The organism is Embleya hyalina (assembly GCF_003967355.1).
Lineage (GTDB): Bacteria > Actinomycetota > Actinomycetes > Streptomycetales > Streptomycetaceae > Embleya > Embleya hyalina.
The window spans coordinates 22209-41982 of sequence record NZ_BIFH01000016.1 but is presented as its reverse complement, the minus strand read 5'-3'; the positions used below and the strand labels follow the sequence as shown (position 1 = coordinate 41982).

Sequence of the window (19774 nt, the reverse complement as noted above, 5' to 3'; positions counted from 1 at the left end):
CCTTCTCCCAGGTGGGGCGGCATCGATCGCGGACGTGACCGGATGCCCGGGGATCGCCTGCGTTCCACTATCCGCCGGCGCCCCCGCGACACCGGCACCCTGCTCCCGCGCCACGCCGAAGTACCGCGCCGAACCACCCGGGAGTGGTCCGATCGGTCGATCGACCCGCACGGGGGACGGGTGCGCCGCGGGATGTAGGCGAGCGCGGTCACCGACTGCGACCGAAGGGTGATGCGCCGGAGCGGAGCAGCGTCCAGTGTTCGGGGTATGCCCGCATTCTCACTGATTCGCAGACTGCTGCCACCGGCGCTCGCGCTGGTGTTGCCGATCGTGTCGGCCCTGCCCGCCGCCGCCTCGCCCCCGCCCGCGCGGACCGTGCTCGCCGCCGATCCCGCGCCGGGCGGACCGCGTACCTCGTTGCCGCACCCGACCGGGCCCTACGGGGTCGGCCGGCAATCCCTCCATCTGGTCGACCCGAGCCGGACCGATCCGTGGGTGCCCGAGGCGGGGGCGCGTGAACTGATGGTCGGGATGTACTACCCCGCACGCCGCGGGACCGGCACACCCGCGCGGTACGCCACCGTCGACGAGGCGCGGCTGATGTTGGCCGACATCGGGATGGGGGACGTGTTCCCCGCGGAGGTGTTGAGCACGACCGCCACCGACGTGCGGACCGACGCCCGCCCCGTGCCCGGCCGGTATCCGCTGGTGGTGCTCTCCCCGGGATTCGGCTATTCCGTGTTCACCCTCACCGGCCTCGCCGAGGATCTGGCGAGTCGGGGCTACGTGGTGGCCGCGATCGACCACGCGTACGAGTCGGTGGGCACCGCCTTCCCCGGCGGCCGGATGCTCACCTGCGTCGCCTGTACGAAGGCGCGCACCGAGGAGGACCTGATCGCGGCCGGCTCCGGCCGGGGCCGGGACATGTCGTTCGTGGTGGATCGCCTCACCGGGGCCGACCCGGCCTGGGGGTACGCCGACCTCATCGACCGGCACCGGATCGGCGCGGCCGGCCACTCGATCGGCGGCGCGGGAGCGGCGGCGGCGATGGCGGGCGACACCCGGATTCGGGCGGGCGTGAACATGGACGGCGCCTTCCACTCCGCCGTGCCCGAAACCGGCCTGGGCAAAAGGCCGTTCCTGCTCTTCGGGACCGACGACGCCACCCATCGGCCGGGCGGCGAGGATCCGAGCTGGGACCAGGCGTGGACCCGACTGGACGGCTGGAAGCGGTGGTTGACCGTGGCGAACGCCACCCACTTCAGCTTCAGCGACTTCCCGGTCTTCCTGGACCGACTCGGTCTGCCCGGCGGCGGATCGGCGACGACCCTGTCGGGGGCGCGGGGGCTGGCCCTGACCCGCACCTACCTCGCCGCCTTCGTCGACCGCCACCTGAGGCACCTGCCCCGACCGCTGCTCGACGGTCCGACCCCGGCGCACCCGGAGTTCCGGTTCAACAACCCCTGACCGGCGACGTCGACGGACGACCGGCGACCCGCGACCCGTGAACGAGGAAGGCCCGGCGGCGTCGCGTGGTCGCCGCCGGGCTCGGGAGGCATCGACCGAAAGGGGGTCGATCGATGCCGGGCACGGGTTCTTCCTCGGGTGGGATCCGGACGGATCCCGACGGTTCAGCCGGTGAAGCCCTTGAAGAGATTGGTGAATTCGTAGGGCGACTGGCTGATGCTGCTGCACGTCGCGGAGACCCCGCCGCCGGGGCAGGAGCCGTTGTCCCGACCCACCGACCAGAACGCCAGTCGACCGATGTGGTTGGTGTTGGCCCAGGAGACCAGCTTGGTCGCGTCCGACTGGACGAAGATCTTGCCGTTGAAGTTGCGTCCGATCATCGGGGTGACCGCGAGCATGCCCCGGAGTTCGGCGTCGGACTTGGCGGGCCAGATCTCCTTCATCTGACGCAGCGTCGATTCCGCGGCGGCGATCACCGCGTCGCCCCACACCGGGCGCGACGTGCCGAACTCCATCGCCATCGGGTTGACGATGTCGACCCGAACCCCGTTGTCCCGCGCGTTCTTCAGCAGGTCCACGCCCAGCGCCGGGGTCAGACCGTAGTCGTCGCCCTGGACCATCAGCGTGAAGCTCACCGTGGTGGCCGGCCGATCCCGCTGCACCTTGGCCAGCGCCTTGTTCATCGTGTCGATCGGGATGGACGCCTCGATGTCGATGTCGAGGTGCTTGGCGCCCAGCGTGTCGATCACCTTGGTGTACGCGGCGGCCAGCGCGTCGGCGCTGCCGCAGGACGCCTCCAGGTAGGGGCCGGCCGCACCGCCGAAGGCGACCACGATGTCACCGCCCTGGGCCCGAAGCGCCGCGATCTGATCGAGGATTCGCCGCTCGTCGAGGGCGATCGTGCCGCCCCACTTGGGATCGCAGCCGCTGTTGCTGCCCAGGACGAAGGCGAGGGTGAACAACTTCTGGCCGGTGGCCGCGGCCACGTCGGTCAGGGTGGGGGTGGGAGCGGTGATGTCGATGTACGGGACGCTGCGCACCGAGCCCGCGGGCGGATTGCCGCCGCCCGTCGTGGTGGTGGCGATCAGCTCGGGGGAGAACGGGGACACGTTGCCCGACGCGTCCTTCGCCCGGACCTTGATCCGGTACGCGGTGTCCGGGGTGAGCCCGGTCAGCGTCGCGCCGGGGTCGGCGGTGGCGGCGCGGGAGACGTCGTCGACGTACACGTCGTAGCCGGCGACCCGGTCGTTGTCGGTGGACGCGGTCCAGGCCAGGGTCAGCGACGAGGAACCGGCCGCGGACACCCGCAGGTTCGTCGGTGTGCTCGGCGGGGTGGTGTCCGGCGTGGCCGGTCCGGTGCACGGGTTGCCGTTGAGCTTGCAGCCGGCGGGAGTTCCGGGCCCGGCGCCGAGGAAGCCGAACGTGGTCGAGGCGCCCGGCGCGAGGGTGCCGTTGTACTCGCGGTTGGTGAACACGTAGTGGCCGCCGCTGCCGGAACCGCTCTGCAACGCGTCCCAGTAGGAACCGACCGTGGTGCCGGCGGGCAGGTCGAACTCGACCTTCCAACCGGTGAGCGTGCTGCCGCCCTGATTGCGGATCGTGTACTGCCCGGTGAAGCCGGAGCCCCAGTCGGAGGCCTTGGCGAAGGTCGCCTCGGGGGAGGCGGCGTGCGCGGCGCCGGCGGGCAGGACCACCAACGCGATGGGGGCGAGAACGGTGACGGCGACGGCGCGGGCGAGTGCGCGCAGCCGGCGCCGAGCGGGCCCGGACGAGGTGTAACGGGCTTTGGGGAAACGGGAGTTGCGGGGCCGGTGGGCGCCGGCCCGGGGGTCGTGGCGCGGGGAGGGGGACGGGGCGGGGAACTCAGGGTTCATCGAGCCGGCTCCTGGACACGTCTGGGACACGAGTCGGGGGACGAGGGTGGTGCGCGATCCGCCGTACGTGCGCCGCCGGTTGGCGCACTCCACCGCTCGCGGCCGGGCGGTGTGCCGGATCGTACTGCGCTTCGAGATGTGTCTGGTGCAATGGTCTATACCAACCCGGGTCTCGTCCATAGGGTCGCGGGCACTTTTTCGGCGCGCCCGGCAAGTATTGGCAAGGCCGCCGCGGATCGAGGAAAATTTTTCCTCGGCACAATGACGACACATCTGACGGAGTGTCAGAAACAGAGTCGCGCAGGCCATCCCGACTTTTCGCGGGCTTTCGCAACGCCTCGGTTGGGGAGTAATGAACCCTCGTCGGCACGATCGAATCGGAAAGACCCGCTCCGCGCTCTTGCGCGACCGGACGAGCACGACGAATCTGTGTAGCGCCGCAGTCATTGGTCTATACCTGTCCCGTCGGACCGCAGGCGGCGGCACCCGTACGCCGGAATACCGGGATCCGTCGCGGCCACCTCGGATCCCCGTCCCACCCGCGCCGACCGTCCCACCAGTGCCGACAGGTCCCAACCGCGCCGACCGTCCCACCCGCGTTCGAGGGCTCCCGTATGACGTCCATGCGGTCTTCGTGCGTCCCCGCAATCGGCAACTCCCTTACCCGGAGGGCTTCATGAAGTCTCCCCGCAGGGTCGCGGCATTCGCCGCGGCCTGCTGCCTGGCACCCTTGACGATCGCCGCGCTGGCCACCGGAACCGCACAGGCGCACGGCACGCTCAGCAACCCGCTCAGCCGCACCGGCACGTGTCGCGCCGAGAACCCGGAGAACCCGACCTCGGCCGCGTGCAAGGCCGCGGTGGCCATCGGCGGCACGCAGCCGGTGTACGACTGGAACGAGGTCAACCTCGCGGACGTCGCCGGTCGGCACCACCAGCTGATCCCCGACGGCAAGTTGTGCAGCGCCGGGCGGGACAAGTACAAGGGCTTCGACCAGGCGCGCGCCGACTGGCCCGCGACCGCGGTCTCTCCCGGCAGCACCTTCAACTTCCTGTTCCGGGCCACCTCGCCGCACCGCGGCACCTTCCAGTTCTTCGTGACCCGCGACGGCTACGACCCGACCGTGCCGCTGCGTTGGTCCGACCTGGAGGCCACGCCGTTCCTGACCCAGACCGATCCGCCGCTGGACAACGGCTCGTTCGTGATGAACGGCCGGATGCCGCAGGGCAAGACCGGGCGCCACCTGGTCTACGTGATCTACCAACGCTCCGACAGCCCCGAGGCGTTCTACTCCTGCTCGGACGTGGTCTTCGGCGCCGCCGCCGCACCGGCCGCCGCCGAGCGGGTGACGGCGGCGACCGCGCCGCTCGCGCACGAGACCGGCGCGCCGTACATCGAACCCGCCGGGCGCGCCCACGAGAACATCCACGAGGCCCCGGTCGCCGCGGCCGTGCCGGACCGCGGTCCCGCGGGGGTGCCGCGCGCGGCCACCGTCGGCGCGGCCGGCGCGGGCGCGCTGATCATCGTCGGCGGCGGCGCCGTCGTGCTGACCAACCGGCGTCGGGAGGCCCGCGCCCGGCGCTGAACCCACCGCCGGGCACCCCACAGATGCCACCTCCGGTCCGGACGAAGTCGTCGGGCCCGACCAACCCGACGACCGCCGCCGGGCCGGAGGTGGGCCAAACCACGCCCGTTGCGCCGCCCCCCACGTCCCCGGGGGGTCGGCAACCTTCCCCGCACCGGCCCGGTCCCGGGGCCGGCCCCTCCGCACCACCCGATCCCTCCACCCGATCCGCCGGCGCGGCCGTCCCCTCCGCGCCGGCCCCGAACCGCCCCCACCGCGCGGCCCGTCCCGACCGCGCGCACCCGTTCCGACCCGACCGCGCGTCCCGAGCGCGCCGACCCGTACCGTCCCGCGCGGCCCGTCCCGACCGCGCGACGCCCGACCGACAACCCGTCTCGTCCGACCAGTCCTCCCGCGGCTCCACCCCTCCGCGCCGACCCCGCACCCACCGTCCCGCCCCGCACGTGCTCCGCAAGTCCCTTTCTCGTCCTCAGAAAGCGGGAGTACCCATGCGACGACCAAGTCCGCTCCGCACCCTGGCGACCGTGGTGGCCACCGCCGCCGCGTCGCTGGGCCTCGTGCTGACCTCGGGCGGCGCCGCGAATGCCGCCGCGGAGACCACGCCGACCATCGCGCAGACGGCGGCGGCGGCGCCCGCCGCGGCCGGACAGGCGAGTGCGCAGGCCGCCACACCACTGCCCACCCGCGTGTTCGCGCCGTACTTCGAGGCGTGGACGGGGGAGAGCCCGGCGACGCTGTCCGCCCAGTCCGGCGCGAAGTACCTGACCATGGCCTTCATCCAGACCCCGAGCAAGGGTTCGTGTACGCCGTACTGGAACGGCGACACCGGAATGCCCATCGCCCAGTCCACGTTCGGCGCGGACATCGCCAAAATCCGCGCGGCGGGCGGCGACGTGATCCCGTCGTTCGGCGGCTACACCGCGGACAACACCGGCACCGAGATCGCGGACAGTTGCACCAACGTCAACTCCATCGCGACCGCGATGGAGAACGTCATCTCCACCTACGACATCAGCCGCATCTGCCTCGACATCGAGGACAACTCGCTGACCAACACGGCCGGCATCGACCGCCGCAACAAGGCGCTCAAGCAGGTCCAGGCGTGGGCGGCGAGCAACAACCGTTCGCTGCAGGTCCAGTACACCCTGCCGACCACGACCTCGGGCCTGGCCGACAGCGGCCTCGCGGTGTTGCGGAACGCGGTGAGCAACGGCACGAAGGTCGACGTCGTCAACATCATGACGTTCGACTACTACGACAACCAGCCGCACCAGATGGCCAACGACGCCAAGAGCGCCGCGACCGGCCTGAAGAACCAACTCGGCCAGCTGTACCCGAACAAGACCCAGGCCGAACTGTGGGCCATGGTCGGTGTCACGGTGATGCCCGGCGTGGACGACTTCGGCCCCGCCGAGACGTTCACCACCGCCGACGCGGTCACCGTCGTCGACTGGGCCAAGACGCAGGGCATCAGCACCCTGTCGATGTGGGCCCTCCAGCGCGACAACGGCTCCTGCCCGGGCGGCACGGCGCAGGACAACTGCTCCGGAATCCCGCAGGAGCAATGGCAGTTCACCCACACCTTCGCGCCGTTCACCGGCGGCGGCGGACCGGTCGTCAACGACTTCGCGCTCAGCCTGAACCCGACCACCGGCTCGGTCGCGCTCGGCGGCACCACCTCGTCGACGATCACCACCGCGGTCACCCAGGGCAACGCGCAGAACGTGGCGCTCACCGTGACCGGCGCCCCCGGCGGGGTGAGCGCGTCCATCACGCCGAGTACGGTCACCGCGGGCGGATCCGCGACGCTGAACGTCAGCGCCTCCGCGACGGCGACCCCCGGCACCTATCCGCTCACGGTCACCGGCGTCGGCGCGTCCGCGACGCACAGCGCGACGTACTCGCTGACCGTCACCTCCGGGCCGGTCACCAACGACTTCACGCTGTTCGCCGGTCCCGCGTCGGGCAGTGTCACGCAGGGCGGCAGCACCTCGTCGACACTCACCACCGGGATCGCCGCCGGCGCGGCGGAAACCATCGCGCTGACCGTGTCCGGCACCGGCAACGGCCTCAACGCCACGGTCACCCCGGCCTCCGTCACCACGGGCGGAACCGCGACGCTGAACATCTCCACCACCGCGGCCCTGTTGCCCGGTACCTATCCGATCTCCATCACCGGTACCAGCCCGTCGGCCACCCACAGCACGGTGTACACGCTCACCGTCAACGGCTCCGCCGGCGGCCTGCTCAACGCCGACCTGGAAAGCGGTTCGCTCGCTCCGTGGACCTGCCAGCCCGGCGGCGCGATCGTGTCCACGCCCACGCACGGCGGCACGCACGCCCTGGAGGTCGCGGCCGGCGCGGCGCAGACCGGGGAATGCCGGCAGACCCTGCAACTCGCTCCCAACTCGACCCACACGCTCACCGGTTGGGTTCGCGGCAACTACGCCTACCTGGGCGTGAGCGGGGGCGCGACGGCCAGCACCTGGGCCTCGCCCGGGACCACGTGGGCCAAGCTGACCGTGCCGTTCACGGTCGGCGCGTCCGGCAGCGTGACGGTCTACCTGCACGGCTGGTACGCGCAGGGCTCGGTCTACGGCGACGACTTCGCGATCAGCTGAGGCCACGGTGCCGGGGATGGTTCCGTGCATCCCGCCGGATGCACGGGACCGTCCCGACACCGCCGCGATCGCCCCCGAAGCCCGGACGCCGGCTCGCGACCCCACCGCGAGCCGGCGCCCGGTTGCGCCATGCCCGGCCCGGATCGCGGGCCGGGCATGTGCCGTCGGACCCACCGGGCCGCCCGGCCCCGGGCCCATGGGCCGGTCCGCCCGGGCGAGGTACCGACACCGCCTCGCCGAGCCCGCCGGCCGCCCGGCACGGTACGGCCCGGGCCGGCTCGGTGGTCTCCGGCGCGGTGTGCTTCCGGCCCGCCCGGGTACGGATGCGGGTGGGCCGGACGGACCCGGCGGCGGCGCCGATCGATCGGGGCGCGAAACCCTTCCCGGCCGGCCGTCGTGGCAGGTCGCAGACGGTTTGGTTTGCCAGTTCGTGCCGTTGCGCGCGACCCGCCCGGCAGTGGGCTCGGAACGGCCTAACCTGAACCGCTGATCGAGCGCCGGCCGCATCTCCGAGAACCGCCAGGGGGCCGACATGGCACGCAACACCCACCCGCGACCAACCCGCCGCACCGGCGCCGGGAGGCGCCGATGACCGCGTCCACCCAACTCCGCCCGGCGGTTCCGCTGCATCGCCTCGAGGTACCCGCGCCGAGCGTCCTGCCGTTCGCCGTCGGCTCGTTCGACAGCATCGGCCCACTGTCCCGGGCCGATTTCCCGCACCGGCACACCTTCTACGAGATCGCCATCGTCACCGGTGGGCGCGGTACCCACGTATTGGATCTGGTGCCCCGGTCGGTGTCTCCGCCGCAGTTGTTCTTCATCGCCCCCGGCCAGGTGCACTTCTGGCATCGCATGCACGAACTCTCCGGCTGGGTGGTGCTGTTCAACGACGACTTCCTGTTCGCCCACCCCGAGGACCGGGACACCGTCCGCGACCTGGCCGGCTGTGCGCGGTTGCGGCCCACGCCGGAGGCGGCGCCCGGACTGCTGGGCGTGGTGGCCGAAATGCGCCGCGAGTACGCCGAACAGGGTGTGGGATTCATTCCGGTGCTGCAGGCGTATCTGCACGTGCTGATCCTGCGTGCGGCCCGACTGGCGGTGTGGGACGGTCCCGACTCCCGGCGGGACGCGAGGCGGTCGGATCCGGGACAGCCCGATCCGGGGCCGACCGCGGCGCTCGCCCAGCGCTTCGCCCGGCTCCTGGACGGCCCGCCGGATCCGGATCCGGTCGAGCGTACGGTCGGTGCGTACGCCGACCGCCTCGGCGTCTCGGTGGGCCATCTCAACCACGCGGTGAAGACCGCCACCGGCCGCACCCCCGGCCGGATCATCCGCCAGGCGCAGGTGGTGGAGGCCAAACGGCTGCTCGCAGGCAGTGATCTGACAGTGCGTCAAGTCGCGGACCGGGTGGGTTTCGCGGACCCCGCGTACTTCTGCCGGTTCTTCCGCCGGGAGACCGGGAGCACCCCGGGGGAGTATCGCCGCGAGATCAACGCGAAGCACCACGAGAGCCGTGCTTTGTCCATCGACGCCCGCAACCGGTGAGCATAGGTTCAGACCAATCGCGAGCGGGCGGATCGATTCGTCGACGCTGCCCGCCCGTCCCCTCGCCGAGGAGTCGACATGGACCCCGAGATCACCGATCAGGACGAGCCCGCCGCGCGCGGCATCACCCGAAAGAATCTGCTCAAGGCGGCGCTGATCGCCGCTCCGCTGCCGCTGCTGATCGGCGGCGTGCCCGCGCTGGCCCGGGCGCAGCGCAACAGTGGCGGGCCGTTGGCCCCGACGCCGTTCTGCCACGACGGCGACGCGCCCACCATCGACCAGACCGAAGGACCGTACTTCAAGCCCAACTCCCCGCTGCGGTCGGTACTCACCGGCGCCGGCACGCCGCTGACGGTGTCCGGCTTCGTGTTCAACCGCGCGTGTCAGCCACTGGCCAACGTGCTGCTCGACTTCTGGCAGGCGGACACCAACGGCGAGTACGACAACGTCGGATACACCTTCCGCGGCCACCAGTTCACCAACGCGCAGGGCGCGTACTCGCTGACCACGGTGGTACCGGGTCTGTACCCGGGCCGTACCCGGCACCTGCACATGAAGGTCCAGGCGCCCAACCGCGGGATCCTGACCACGCAGACCTACTTCCCGGGCGAGCCGCGCAACAACACCGACACGATCTTCGACGCGCGGCTGTTGATGAACGTGCGCAACGGCAACGGCGGCAAGGAGGCGACCTTCGACTTCGTGCTCAACATCGCCGGCGTCCCGCCGACGAGCCAGCCGCCGACGAGCGAGCCGCCCACGAGCGAGCCGCCGACGAACCCGCCGGGCGGCAGCTGGCGGGCGGGCACCAACTACGCCGCCGGGGCCACGGTGTCCTATGGCGGCCAGAACTACCGCTGCCTGCAAGGGCACACGGCACTGTCGGGATGGGAGCCGCCGAACGTGCCGGCCCTGTGGCAGCGGATCTGATCGACATCGCCGGGGGAGGCGAGTCGATCACGGGCCCCGGCGGTGCCACCCGCCGGGGCCCGGTGTTCGTGGGCGGGGTTGTCGGGCGCGACCGCGCGATTCGTGGGGCCCGCGTGGTCGGTGGGAACGGCGGGGCCGCTCGGCCCGGTCGGCCCGGTTCGATCGGTGTGGACTCCTTGGGGCGTGCGCGACCGTTCAGCCCGCGATGGTGAGTTGCATCAGGGCCTTGGCGGTGTGCATGCGGTTCTCCGACTGGTCGAACACCCGGCTGCGCGGGCCCTCGAAGACCTCGTCCGCCACCTCGCGGAGGTCGGGACGGGCCCGCGCGGTCTCGGTCTCCAGGTCGTGGAACGCGGGCAGGCAGTGCAGGTAGACGGTGTCGGTGCGGCCGGTGCGGGCCATCAGCTCGGGCGTGACCTTCAGGTCGCGCAGCAGCTCGATGCGACGGTCGGTCTGCTCCTCCTCGCCCATGGACACCCACACGTCGCCGTACACCGCGGCCGACCCGGCCAGCGCCTCCGCCGGCGACGCGGTGACGGTGATCGCGGCCCGCGACGACTCGGCCCCGGCGAGCAGCTCGGCGATCGACGCGGGGTCCGGGTGCAGCGGCTCCGGGGCCAGGACGCGCAGGTCGAGGCCGAGCTTGACGGCGGCGACGGCCAGGGTGCGGGCCACGTTGTTGCGGCCGTCGCCGACGTACGTGACGGGCAGGCCGTGGAGTTCGCCGAAGTTCTCCCGCAGCGTGAGCAGGTCGGCGAGCACCTGGGTCGGATGGTAGGTGTCGCACAGCCCGTTCCACACCGGCACCCCCGCGTGCGCGGCGAACTCGGCGATGGTCGTATGCTCGAAGCCGCGGAACATCACCCCGTCGAAGACCCGCCCGAACACCTGGGCGATATCGCGCACGGACTCCTTGATCCCGAATCGGATGTCCTCGCGACCGAAGAACTCCGGATGCGCACCGGACTGCGTCGCCGCGACGACGAACGAGACCCGGGTGCGGCACGAGGGCTTGAGAAAGATCAACGCGATATTGCGCCCCGCGAGCACCGGCACTCGCTCCCCGCACGCGGCCCGCTCCTTCAGATCCCCGGCCCGATCCAGCAACTCGCCGATCTCTGCGGCGTTCACGTCCAGGAGCGAGAGCAGGTTGCGGCCCTTGAGGGTGGAGAACCCCATGGGTGACCTCGATTCGATGTCTTGATGGTGATGCATGAATATTCCTGATGCAGCATCATCATGCACGATCGGGGCCGAAAATGGTGGCCCTTTTCCGGCATGGTCTGATGGGTCTGACGGATCTGACGGGATGTCACCCGGCCGCGGGCGGCCCGAACGGAGCGAAGAGCGAAAACCCGGTGGAGATGCCGTGATCGGGACTGGTAGCTTCGCCCCCGTGCGCAACCCCGAGTCGGACAGACGACGGCCGCCGGTGAGCCGGTGGCCGATTCCCTGTCGATGAGCTGAAGCCGCGTGGCCGCAATGGCCGCGGGCGTCCTCGGACATGGCCGCCACCGGAGTCGCCGGTGTCGAGCCGTGAGGTAATCCATCGGACGTCCATGGGGTTTTGTCATGCCATTCGCCGTATATGTGCTCGGGCTCGCGGTCTTCGCCCAGGGCACCTCGGAGTTCATGCTCTCCGGCCTGCTTTCGGGCATCGCCGACGATCTGCACGTGTCCATTCCCACCGCCGGACTGCTCACCTCGGCCTTCGCCATCGGGATGGTGGTGGGCGCGCCCGCGATGGCGCTGATCGGTCGCCGACAACCACGCCGCCGGGCGCTGCTGTTCTTCCTGTGCGTGTTCATCGCCGCGCACGTGGTGGGCGCGCTCACCCCGAACTACGCGGTTCTGCTGGCCACTCGCGTGCTCGGCGCACTGGCCAACGCCGGCTTCTGGGCGGTCGCCCTGGTGACCGCGATCGACCTGGTCCGACCCGAACAGCGGGCCCGCGCCACTTCGGTGGTGGTCGGCGGCGTCACCATCGCCTGCGTGGTCGGCGTACCGGCCGGCGCGCTCCTGGGCGACCGGTGGGGCTGGCGCGCGGCGTTCTGGGCGGTGGCCCTGGTGTCGCTGCCGGCCGTGCTCGCCATCGCCCGAACCATCCCGAACCACGCACCGCCGGCGCAGTCGGGCCCGCCGGTGCACGCCCGTCGGGAACTGCGGGCCCTGTTCACCCGGCCGCTGCTGCTGACCCTGTCGGTGATGGCCCTCGTCCAGGGCGCCACGTTCTGCGCGTTCTCCTACTTCGAGCCGGTGATCACCGAGGTCACCGGCCTGGGCGACGGCTGGGTCCCGATCGCCCTCGCCCTGTTCGGGGTCGGCTCGTTCGTCGGTGTCACCGTCGCGGGCCGCATCATCGACCGGCGACCGACCCGGGTGATCGGGTGGGGGATGGTCGCCTCGGCCGTCGGCTGGGCCGTGTTCGCCTACACCGCGGCCACCCCGTGGGCGGCGATCACCCTGATCGCCATCCAGGGCATGCTCGCCTTCGCGACCGGAACGGCCCTGATTGCCCGCGTACTTCGCCTCTCCCAGGACACCTCCGGCCTGGCCGGCGCCCTGGCCACCTCCGCCTTCAACATCGGCGGCACCCTGGGACCCTGGCTCGGCGGCCTGACCATCGACGCCGACCTCGGCTATCGAGCCCCCCTCGCAACCAGCGCGGCCCTGACGCTCCTGGCCCTGACGGTGGCAGCAACAACCCACCGGCCCCACCACCGTGACCCCAAGCCCCAACTCCCCACCCCCACCCAACACATCTGACCCAACCCCGACCTTCCGACCCAAGCCAAGCCCCACACGGCGTCCGGCCCGAGCCCACCGCGCGCCCTCGACGGACGTTGCGCGTTGGGCCGCGGGCCGGCCCGGGTCGTGGGGTGGGCCGCCGCCGGCGCGCGGGGCTCCGAGACTTGGGGCTCCCGTCGAGGCGGATGCGTTGGTCGGCGAAAAACCAGCCCGCAGCGGCAGGCAGGGAGGGGGTCGGGTCGAGTCCGCCGAGGGCACCTCCCCGAGTAGTCAGGTCATCCTCGACGGACGTTGCGCCTTCGGTCGCGGGGGCTGGTGCGGGGCCAGCCTGGGGCGTTGGGCGGGCCGCCGCCGGCGTTCGGGGCTCCGAAACCCGAAGCTCTCGACGAGACGGGCGTGTTGCTCGGCGAAAGCCGGCTTGGCAGTGGCAGGCGGGGAGGGCGATCGGGTCGAGTCTGACCGGGAGCCTTCCCGAGTGGCCGGGTGTCTTCGGTGTGTGGTGGGCATTTGGGTGACAGGGGTTCACAGATCTGAACGGCGTGGGATGCCGGAGCCTCGGCAGGAGAGAAAACCGCAGGTCAGCGCGAAGAGGAGCCGTTTCGAGTGCCTCTGAATCCGGTTCCGACACCCACCAGGCACTTTCGGTCTTCTCGACGGCCTGTGTGAGGTCGCAGCGCCCGAAGTCGGCTCCAATTGAGTGATTTCGGCGCCCACACCGGCGTTGAGGGAGCCGAGGCACGCGAAACCGGCACTCGACGCCCGACTTTCCGCCCCGACCATGCAAAACCGCAGGTCACCGAAAACTCGAAGCCCACAACCACCCGCGAAGATCCGGTTCCAAACCCCAACCTCTTCCCAACGCCCCCGAAATACCCTGACCCACCCGCAAAGGCTCCCCGGCAGACCCGACCCGAGCACCTTCCCTGCCCGCCGCTGCCGGGCCGGTTTTTCGCCGACCAACGCACCCGTCTCGTCGGAAGCCCCAAGCCTCCGAGCCCCGCACGCCGGCGGCGGCCCACTCCACGAGCCGGACCGCAGCAGCGCCCGTGACCAAAGGCGCAACGTCCGTCGAGGATGACCTGACTGCTCGGGAAGGCGCCCCGGCGGACCCGACCCGACCGTCCTTCCCGCTCGCCGCCGCTGCCCGTCGGGTTTTGGTGCGGTTGGTCAGGGGGTGCCTGTGCGGGCCAGGAAGCGCATTGTTGTCGGGGATAGGCGGCTCAGCCACCAGGCTGTTCGGGCCTCCGGGGTTATTGGTGCTACCGCATGGTGGCGGCGGATTGCTCGTACGATTTGGTCCGCCACCTTTTCCGGGGGGTAGTTGCGTCGGGCGTAGAGTCTGGATGCTCGTTCTCGGTGTGCGGCCTGGTCGGTATCGCTCATTCCGGAGAAGGTCGTGCTGCGGGTGATTCCGGTGTTGACGATGCCCGGGTGGATCGTGGTCACCCGCACGCCGGATCCGGCCAGTTCGGCGCGGAGGCAGTCCGACAGCATGGACACCGCCGCCTTGGTGGTCGCGTAGGCCGCCAGCAGTTTGGACGGGGTGTATGCCGCCGCCGACGCGATGTTGACGATGTGGCCGCCCTCGCCCCGTTCGGCCAACAGTGTGCCGAAGGCCCGGCAGCCGTGGATGACGCCCCACAGGTTGACGTCCAACACCCGCTTCCACTCGGCGTCGGTGGTGGCCAGGAATGTGCCGTAGTGGCCGACGCCCGCGTTGTTGACCACGATGTCCGGGACGCCGTGTGCGGCCGCGACCTTGGCCGCGAAGGTGTCCATGGCCGCGCCGTCGGACACGTCGACGCGGTACACGTGTGCCGAGCGGCCGTACAGGCGGGCCAGTTCGGCGGTGCGTTCGGCCCCGGCCGAGTCGACGTCGCACACCACGATGTCGGCGCCCTGTTCGGCGAACGCGACCGCCGTGGCGCGGCCGATTCCGCCGCCCGCGCCGGTGATCAGGGCGAGCCGACCCGCGAACGGGTCCTTTCTCGGCGGCCGTTCGTGGTGTCGGGCCGCGTCGAGGTCGGGCGTCGTGGTGCCGTGGTCGATGTGGGCGGCGAATTCGCGGGTCATCCGGGCCACGGTCGGGCCTTTCTCCAGCAGGGCCGACCAGTGGCCGGCCGCGACCGTGCGCCGCCACAACCGGGGCACCCAGCGGTCCAGGTCCTCGGACAGCGCCGCACCGACATACGGATCGTCGGCGAGGGTGATCAACTGCACCGGCACGGTCGTCTCGCGCCGCCCCGGAAGCAGCATCCGGGGCAGCATGTTGGCCCGGTACAGCGCGATACCGCGCACCGCGTCGTCGGCGAGCGTGGCCTGCGGATGGCCCGCGCGCGGCCATACCCCCTCGGCCCGAGCCAACAGCCCGCCCCAACGCGCCGCCAGCCCCGACCGCCAGGCCGCGGGCGCGAGCATCGGCAGGTGGAACGCCGCGATATACCAGGAACGCGCCGACTGGGCCGCGAGTTGGCCCAGATGCCGGGGCGTGGGCCGGGCCAGTCGGCGCCGGGCCCAGTGTCCGACGTGGTCCAGGCACGGCCCGGAGATCGAGGTGTACGAGGCGATCCGGCGCGGCCCGGCCCGGTCGGTGACCGCCTCCCACGCCTGGATCGAACCCCAGTCGTGGGCGAGCAGATGCGCCGGCCGATCCGGGCTCACCGCGTCCAGCACGGCGAACAGGTCGGCGGCCAACTGCTCCAGCCGATAGCCGTATCGACTCCCGGGCGCCCCCGACGCGCCCGCGCCGCGCACGTCGTAGCGCACCACCCGGTGGTCCCGCGCCAGATCGGCGGCGACGTCGTCCCACACGTGGTGTGTGTCCGGGTAGCCGTGCACCAGCAGCACCAACGGGCCCTCCACCGGCCCCTGTTCGTACACCGCGAGCCGGACCCCGCCGGACACCACGGTCCGAGCCCGCACGACGCCGCTCTCCCCGGTCTCCCCGATTTCGCCGACTCCCCCGACCGGCTCCCCGACCGCCTCCCCGACACCTTCGTTCACGACTCCTTCGGAGGCCCCCGCCGTCATCGCGACCCCACCTCGCGCAACCGCCGAACGTGCGGCACGTCGTCGTCCAGCCAGTACGCGTCGTCGTCGGTGACCACCAGCAACTCCTCGAATTTGGCGCCCACCGCGCGCAGCGCGATGTGCGGTTCCACCGCCCACAGACCCGGGGTCGGCGCATGCCGCGAGGCCCGACCGTCCGCCCACAGCGGCGAACGCCCGTGCAGCCGCTCGGCGATCAGCTCCCGGCCGAGGGTGCGAATCGTGCGCACACCGAAGCCGAGTACGTTCACCCCGATCGGCCGGCGCAGGGTGACCCGAGTGACCTGATGGGCGATCACCCGCCCCGGATAAACCTGATGCCGGTTGTCGTAGCCGTGCGCGACGGTCAGTGCGTCGACCGCCCGATACACGTCGTCCAGCGGCCTGCGCCGGCGTACCTCGGCGACGATCAGCTCGCGGTAGGCGCCGAGATCGGCCACGACCCGGTCCCAGACCGGGTTTTCGCCGACCTTGCCCGCGTAGCCGATGTCGCCGGTGTACCCGTCCACGATCGGTGCGCAGTCCAGCACGTACGGCATGCCCTCGGTCAGGACCCGACCGCTCGGGAAGAACTGCAGCGGGGTGCGGAAGTCGCGGAACGCGGTGCGGTCGCCGAACCACACGAACGGGATGTGGAAGCAGTCCCGGACGCCCTCCGCCGCCAACTCCCGCCCCAGGCGCGCGGCGGTCTGTCGCTCGGTGACGCCCGGTTCGATCCAGGCCGCGACCCGCTCTGCGCACCGATACGCCAACCGCTGCACGTCGCGGAATCGATCCAGGTCGTCCTCGTCGTACCGGAACGCCGGCATGCCCCCGGGCGCGCGCACCGTCGTGATTTGTAGCCGTGTGCTCATCATCGCCGCCTTCGAGAGGGGAGAACGCCGCCTTTGGGAACGGGAGATCGTGCGGGTCACAGGTCGAGGACCAGGCGCTCGCCCTCGGCGGCGCGGGAGACGCAGATCAGCATCGCGCCGGCCGCGCGTTCGTCGTCGGTCAGGCGCAGATCGCGGTGTTGTACGGTGCCGGCCACCACGTTGACCCGACACACTCCGCAAAAGCCCTGCCGGCAGGAGTAGGCGGTGTCGGGCGCGGCCTCGCGCAGCACGTCGAGCGCCGACCGGTCGGCCGGTATCGGCAGTTCGACGCCGCCGCGCCGCAGGTGGAGGGTGAACGGGTGGCCGTCGACCACGGGCGCCGGCGCGAATCGCTCGAAGTGCAGCCCCCCGGCCGGACTTGCCTCGACGGCCTCGCGTACGGCGGCCAGCATCGGAGCCGGCCCGCAGCAGTACACCGCCGCCCCTGCGGGCGCGCGGCCGAGCAGTTCGGCGCAGTCGGGCGTGCCCTCCTCGTCGTCCGCACGCACCTCGAACCGCCGTTCGGCGCCGCCCAGTTCCGCCAGTTCGGCGCCGAACGGCAGCGAGTCGCGGGTCCGGCCGAGATGGATCAGCCGCCAGTCCGATCCGACCCGGGCGGCCCGACGCGCCATCGGCAGGATCGGAGTGATGCCGATGCCGCCGGCCAGGAACAACACGGCGGGTTCGGCGGCGAACGGAAACGCGTTGCGCGGCCCGGCGGTTCGCAGCGTGGCGCCCACCGGCAACGCGTCGTGCATCTCGATCGATCCGCCGCCGCCCTCGGCCAGTCGGCGCACGGCGATCCGATAGGTGTAGCGGTCCTCGGGGTCGCCGCACAGCGAGTAGTGCCTGCGGCGTCCGGACGGCAGCAGCAGGAGCAGGTGGGCACCCGGCTGCCAGCGGGGCAGTCGGCCGCCGGCCGGCGCGGTCAGCCGCAGGGAGACCACGTCCTCGGCCTCGACGACCCGTTCACGCACCACCAGTTCCAGCGCGTCGGGACGCACGGCGGCGGTGTTCGGCGCACCCACCCGGGCCGGGCGCCGGCCGCGACGGGCGATCGCCTCGGTGTGGACGCGGCCGAGGACGGTCAGCGCTCGCATCATCCGGTCGCCGCGCTCGCGCCCGTACAGGTCCGGCGGCACGGTGATCGGCTCCGACGGCGCGGAGTTCGGCGGTATGGACGGGCTCATCGGCATCCTCGGCATCCTCGATATCCGGATCGAATCGGTATCGCAGCGAATACGGCGATGCGGTCGCCGATCGCCGCGGCACGCAGCCGGCGACCGCCACCCCTCACCGCGCAGCCGCCCGCGCCGCCGGAGATCGGGCCAGATACGCCACGGCCTGCCCGGTCGAGCCCTCCTGGGTCGGGTGATAGCGCGGTTTCACGTACCGCGCGGCGGAACGGGCCGCACCGGTCAGCCCCGGCAACAACCCACGCCGTGACGCCTGTATGTACCCGCGCCACGTGGGTCGGGCCCGGCCATCGAGGTCGGGGTCGGTCAGCATCAGGAAGCGCACACCGCGCACCCACAGCCAGGTGAGCACGGGTCCGGTGACCGCCATCGTGCGCATCCGGCGCAGATAGCTCGGGTCGAGGTGGACCAGCAAGTCGTAGGCCACACTGCGGTGTTCCACCTCCTCGGCGCCGTGCCAGCGGAGCAGGTCCAGCATCACCGGGTCGACCCCGGCCCGGTCCAGGCCGGGTGCGTTGAGCACCCAGTCGCCGAGGAACGCGGTGAAGTGCTCGATCGCGGCGATGATCGCGACCCGCTCGATCAGGTGCTCGCGGCCGGCCGGGCCGCCGAGGTCGTCCCGGCCGGCGAGCACGCGGTGGAAGAGCCATTCGACCTGGCGCACGAACGGCGCGGGATCCAGGCCCTTGGCGAGCAGCAGGTCGAGCACCCCCTGGTGGGCCTCGGCGTGTACGGACTCCTGGCCGATGAAGCCGATCACGTCCTCGCGCAGCAGCTCGTCGGTGACCAGCGGCAACGCCTCCCGGAAGGTGCGCACGAACCAGCGCTCGCCCTCGGGGAGCAGCAGGTGCAGCACGTTCATCGTGTGCGTGGCCATCGGCTCCCGCGGAACCCAGTGCATCGGCAGACGTGACCAGTCGAACCGCACGTCTCGCGGGTTGAGCGCGAGGTCGTGGTGCTCGTCGGCGCGAACGGCGGGACCCCTGGCGGGGGTTCGGGTCGAGCGACGGTCGAGGCGGTCGCGGCGGGGGAGCGGTGTGTCGGGGGGAGCCGAGGACATGACGGTGCTCCTTCGTGGGGAACTCTTGCTGCCTCTCTGGTCACCTGTCTTGTTACCTCACAGTAGGGAGTGTTGAATAAAAGTCAATACTTCGAACGCCCGCCGGTTTCGATACTCTGCGCGTACCCGCCGCCGTCGCCGCGACCGAAACCAGGCCCCGATTTGAACAAGAGTCAACGATCCCGCACGGAGGGTCGCCGGACCCCGCCCGACTCCGAGCGCTCGCAGGCCCGTCGCGCCGAACTCGTGGCCATCGGGCGCCAGTTGTTCGCGAACACCTCCTACGACGCGCTGTCCGTGGACGAGATCGCGACCCGGGCCAACGTGGCCAAGGGCCTGCTCTACTACTACTTCCGGAACAAGCGCGGCTACTACGTCGCGGTGATCGAGGACTCGGTCGCCGACCTGGTCGCCCGTGCCCGCAGCGACGCCGACCAACCCGCGGCCGACCGGCTGCGCAAGGTGCTGGACGGCTATCTGCGCTTCGCCCAGGGCAACGAGGCCGCCTACCGCACCGTGGTCAGCGGCGGCGTCGGCTTCGACACCGACGTGCTCACCATCCGCGAACGGGTCCGCGAGGAGATGCTCGGCTCGCTCGCCGACGGTGCCTACGGCCGCGTCGACCTGTCGCCGATCGCCCGCGCCGCGCTGGTGGGTTGGCTGTACTGCGTCGAGGGGGTCACCCTGGACTGGCTGGCCCGCGGGGAGTCGACCCGCGAGGAGGTGCACCACCTGCTGGTGATGCTGCTCATGGACACCTTCGTCACCATCGCCGACCTCGACCCGAGGTGGCAACCACCCGAGGCCGCACTCGCCCTGCGGCGCACGCGGACGCGACCGGAGTAG

At 71.5% G+C, this 19774-nt stretch carries 13 protein-coding genes; 7 read left to right on the top strand and 6 right to left on the bottom strand.

All coding sequences use genetic code 11. The annotated features are described in order from the left end of the window. Positions 1-267 precede the first annotated feature (267 nt). Positions 268-1467, top strand: coding sequence for an alpha/beta hydrolase family protein (locus EMA17_RS10800; RefSeq protein WP_126636726.1), 1200 nt, complete (start codon positions 268-270; stop codon positions 1465-1467). A 164-nt stretch (positions 1468-1631) separates the two neighbouring features. Here the strand turns inward: EMA17_RS10800 and EMA17_RS10795 are convergent, their stop codons facing one another. Continuing rightward, positions 1632-3341: a cellulose binding domain-containing protein gene (locus tag EMA17_RS10795; protein ID WP_126636725.1), complete on the bottom strand. Its 1710-nt coding sequence runs from the start codon at positions 3339-3341 to the stop codon at positions 1632-1634. 676 nt (positions 3342-4017) lie between these two features. Between EMA17_RS10795 and EMA17_RS10790 the strand changes: the two genes are divergently transcribed. The 4 genes from EMA17_RS10790 to EMA17_RS10775 all read left to right on the top strand — a co-directional run bounded on the left by EMA17_RS10790 (position 4018) and on the right by EMA17_RS10775 (position 10022). Continuing rightward, positions 4018-4926, top strand: a complete 909-nt coding sequence (locus EMA17_RS10790; protein WP_126636724.1) for a lytic polysaccharide monooxygenase auxiliary activity family 9 protein — start codon at positions 4018-4020, stop codon at positions 4924-4926. A 488-nt stretch (positions 4927-5414) separates the two neighbouring features. Then, on the top strand, positions 5415-7547 hold the full coding sequence (locus EMA17_RS10785) for a glycosyl hydrolase family 18 protein (RefSeq protein WP_126636723.1): 2133 nt from the start codon (positions 5415-5417) through the stop codon (positions 7545-7547). A gap of 588 nt (positions 7548-8135) precedes the next feature. After that, complete coding sequence (locus tag EMA17_RS10780) at positions 8136-9092, top strand: AraC family transcriptional regulator (protein WP_174861340.1); 957 nt, start codon at positions 8136-8138, stop codon at positions 9090-9092. 78 nt (positions 9093-9170) lie between these two features. Further along, positions 9171-10022 (top strand): dioxygenase family protein, encoded by an 852-nt coding sequence (locus tag EMA17_RS10775; protein WP_126636722.1) that lies wholly within the window; start codon positions 9171-9173, stop codon positions 10020-10022. Between the two features lie 195 nt (positions 10023-10217). Here EMA17_RS10775 and argF read toward each other — a convergent pair whose 3' ends face one another. Next, positions 10218-11237, bottom strand: a complete 1020-nt coding sequence (argF, locus tag EMA17_RS10770; RefSeq protein WP_246126581.1) for an ornithine carbamoyltransferase — start codon at positions 11235-11237, stop codon at positions 10218-10220. A gap of 357 nt (positions 11238-11594) precedes the next feature. Here argF and EMA17_RS10765 point away from each other — a divergent pair, with 357 nt between their 5' ends. Continuing rightward, entirely contained in the window at positions 11595-12788 is a 1194-nt protein-coding gene (locus tag EMA17_RS10765; RefSeq protein WP_126636721.1) for a Cmx/CmrA family chloramphenicol efflux MFS transporter, read from the top strand. Between the two features lie 1149 nt (positions 12789-13937). On the opposite strand, the gene EMA17_RS10760 is transcribed toward EMA17_RS10765, so the two are convergent. From EMA17_RS10760 to EMA17_RS10745, 4 genes are all read right to left on the bottom strand, one after another. Then, positions 13938-15719 carry an SDR family oxidoreductase gene (locus EMA17_RS10760; protein WP_371862993.1) on the bottom strand — a complete coding sequence of 594 codons (1782 nt, stop codon included), beginning with the start codon at positions 15717-15719 and terminating at the stop codon, positions 13938-13940. A gap of 77 nt (positions 15720-15796) precedes the next feature. After that, positions 15797-16672: a M24 family metallopeptidase gene (locus tag EMA17_RS10755; RefSeq protein ID WP_126636719.1), complete on the bottom strand. Its 876-nt coding sequence runs from the start codon at positions 16670-16672 to the stop codon at positions 15797-15799. Between the two features lie 56 nt (positions 16673-16728). Next, a complete protein-coding gene (locus tag EMA17_RS10750; RefSeq protein ID WP_246126580.1) occupies positions 16729-17862 on the bottom strand; it encodes a PDR/VanB family oxidoreductase in 1134 nt (377 codons plus the stop codon). A gap of 103 nt (positions 17863-17965) precedes the next feature. Further along, positions 17966-18928: a metal-dependent hydrolase gene (locus EMA17_RS10745; protein ID WP_126636718.1), complete on the bottom strand. Its 963-nt coding sequence runs from the start codon at positions 18926-18928 to the stop codon at positions 17966-17968. A gap of 162 nt (positions 18929-19090) precedes the next feature. Between EMA17_RS10745 and EMA17_RS10740 the strand changes: the two genes are divergently transcribed. Beyond that, a complete protein-coding gene (locus EMA17_RS10740) occupies positions 19091-19774 on the top strand; it encodes a TetR/AcrR family transcriptional regulator (protein ID WP_126636717.1) in 684 nt (227 codons plus the stop codon).

Bases quoted from the DNA above. Each gene is read 5' to 3' on its own strand.
- EMA17_RS10800 (WP_126636726.1), top strand. From the start codon at position 268: ATGCCCGCATTCTCACTGATTCGCAGACTGCTGCCACCGGCGCTCGCG.
- EMA17_RS10795 (WP_126636725.1), bottom strand. From the start codon at position 3,341: ATGAACCCTGAGTTCCCCGCCCCGTCCCCCTCCCCGCGCCACGACCCC.
- EMA17_RS10790 (WP_126636724.1), top strand. From the start codon at position 4,018: ATGAAGTCTCCCCGCAGGGTCGCGGCATTCGCCGCGGCCTGCTGCCTG.
- EMA17_RS10785 (WP_126636723.1), top strand. From the start codon at position 5,415: ATGCGACGACCAAGTCCGCTCCGCACCCTGGCGACCGTGGTGGCCACC.
- EMA17_RS10780 (WP_174861340.1), top strand. From the start codon at position 8,136: ATGACCGCGTCCACCCAACTCCGCCCGGCGGTTCCGCTGCATCGCCTC.
- EMA17_RS10775 (WP_126636722.1), top strand. From the start codon at position 9,171: ATGGACCCCGAGATCACCGATCAGGACGAGCCCGCCGCGCGCGGCATC.
- argF (WP_246126581.1), bottom strand. From the start codon at position 11,237: ATGCATCACCATCAAGACATCGAATCGAGGTCACCCATGGGGTTCTCC.
- EMA17_RS10765 (WP_126636721.1), top strand. From the start codon at position 11,595: ATGCCATTCGCCGTATATGTGCTCGGGCTCGCGGTCTTCGCCCAGGGC.
- EMA17_RS10755 (WP_126636719.1), bottom strand. From the start codon at position 16,672: ATGAGCACACGGCTACAAATCACGACGGTGCGCGCGCCCGGGGGCATG.
- EMA17_RS10750 (WP_246126580.1), bottom strand. From the start codon at position 17,862: ATGAGCCCGTCCATACCGCCGAACTCCGCGCCGTCGGAGCCGATCACC.
- EMA17_RS10745 (WP_126636718.1), bottom strand. From the start codon at position 18,928: ATGTCCTCGGCTCCCCCCGACACACCGCTCCCCCGCCGCGACCGCCTC.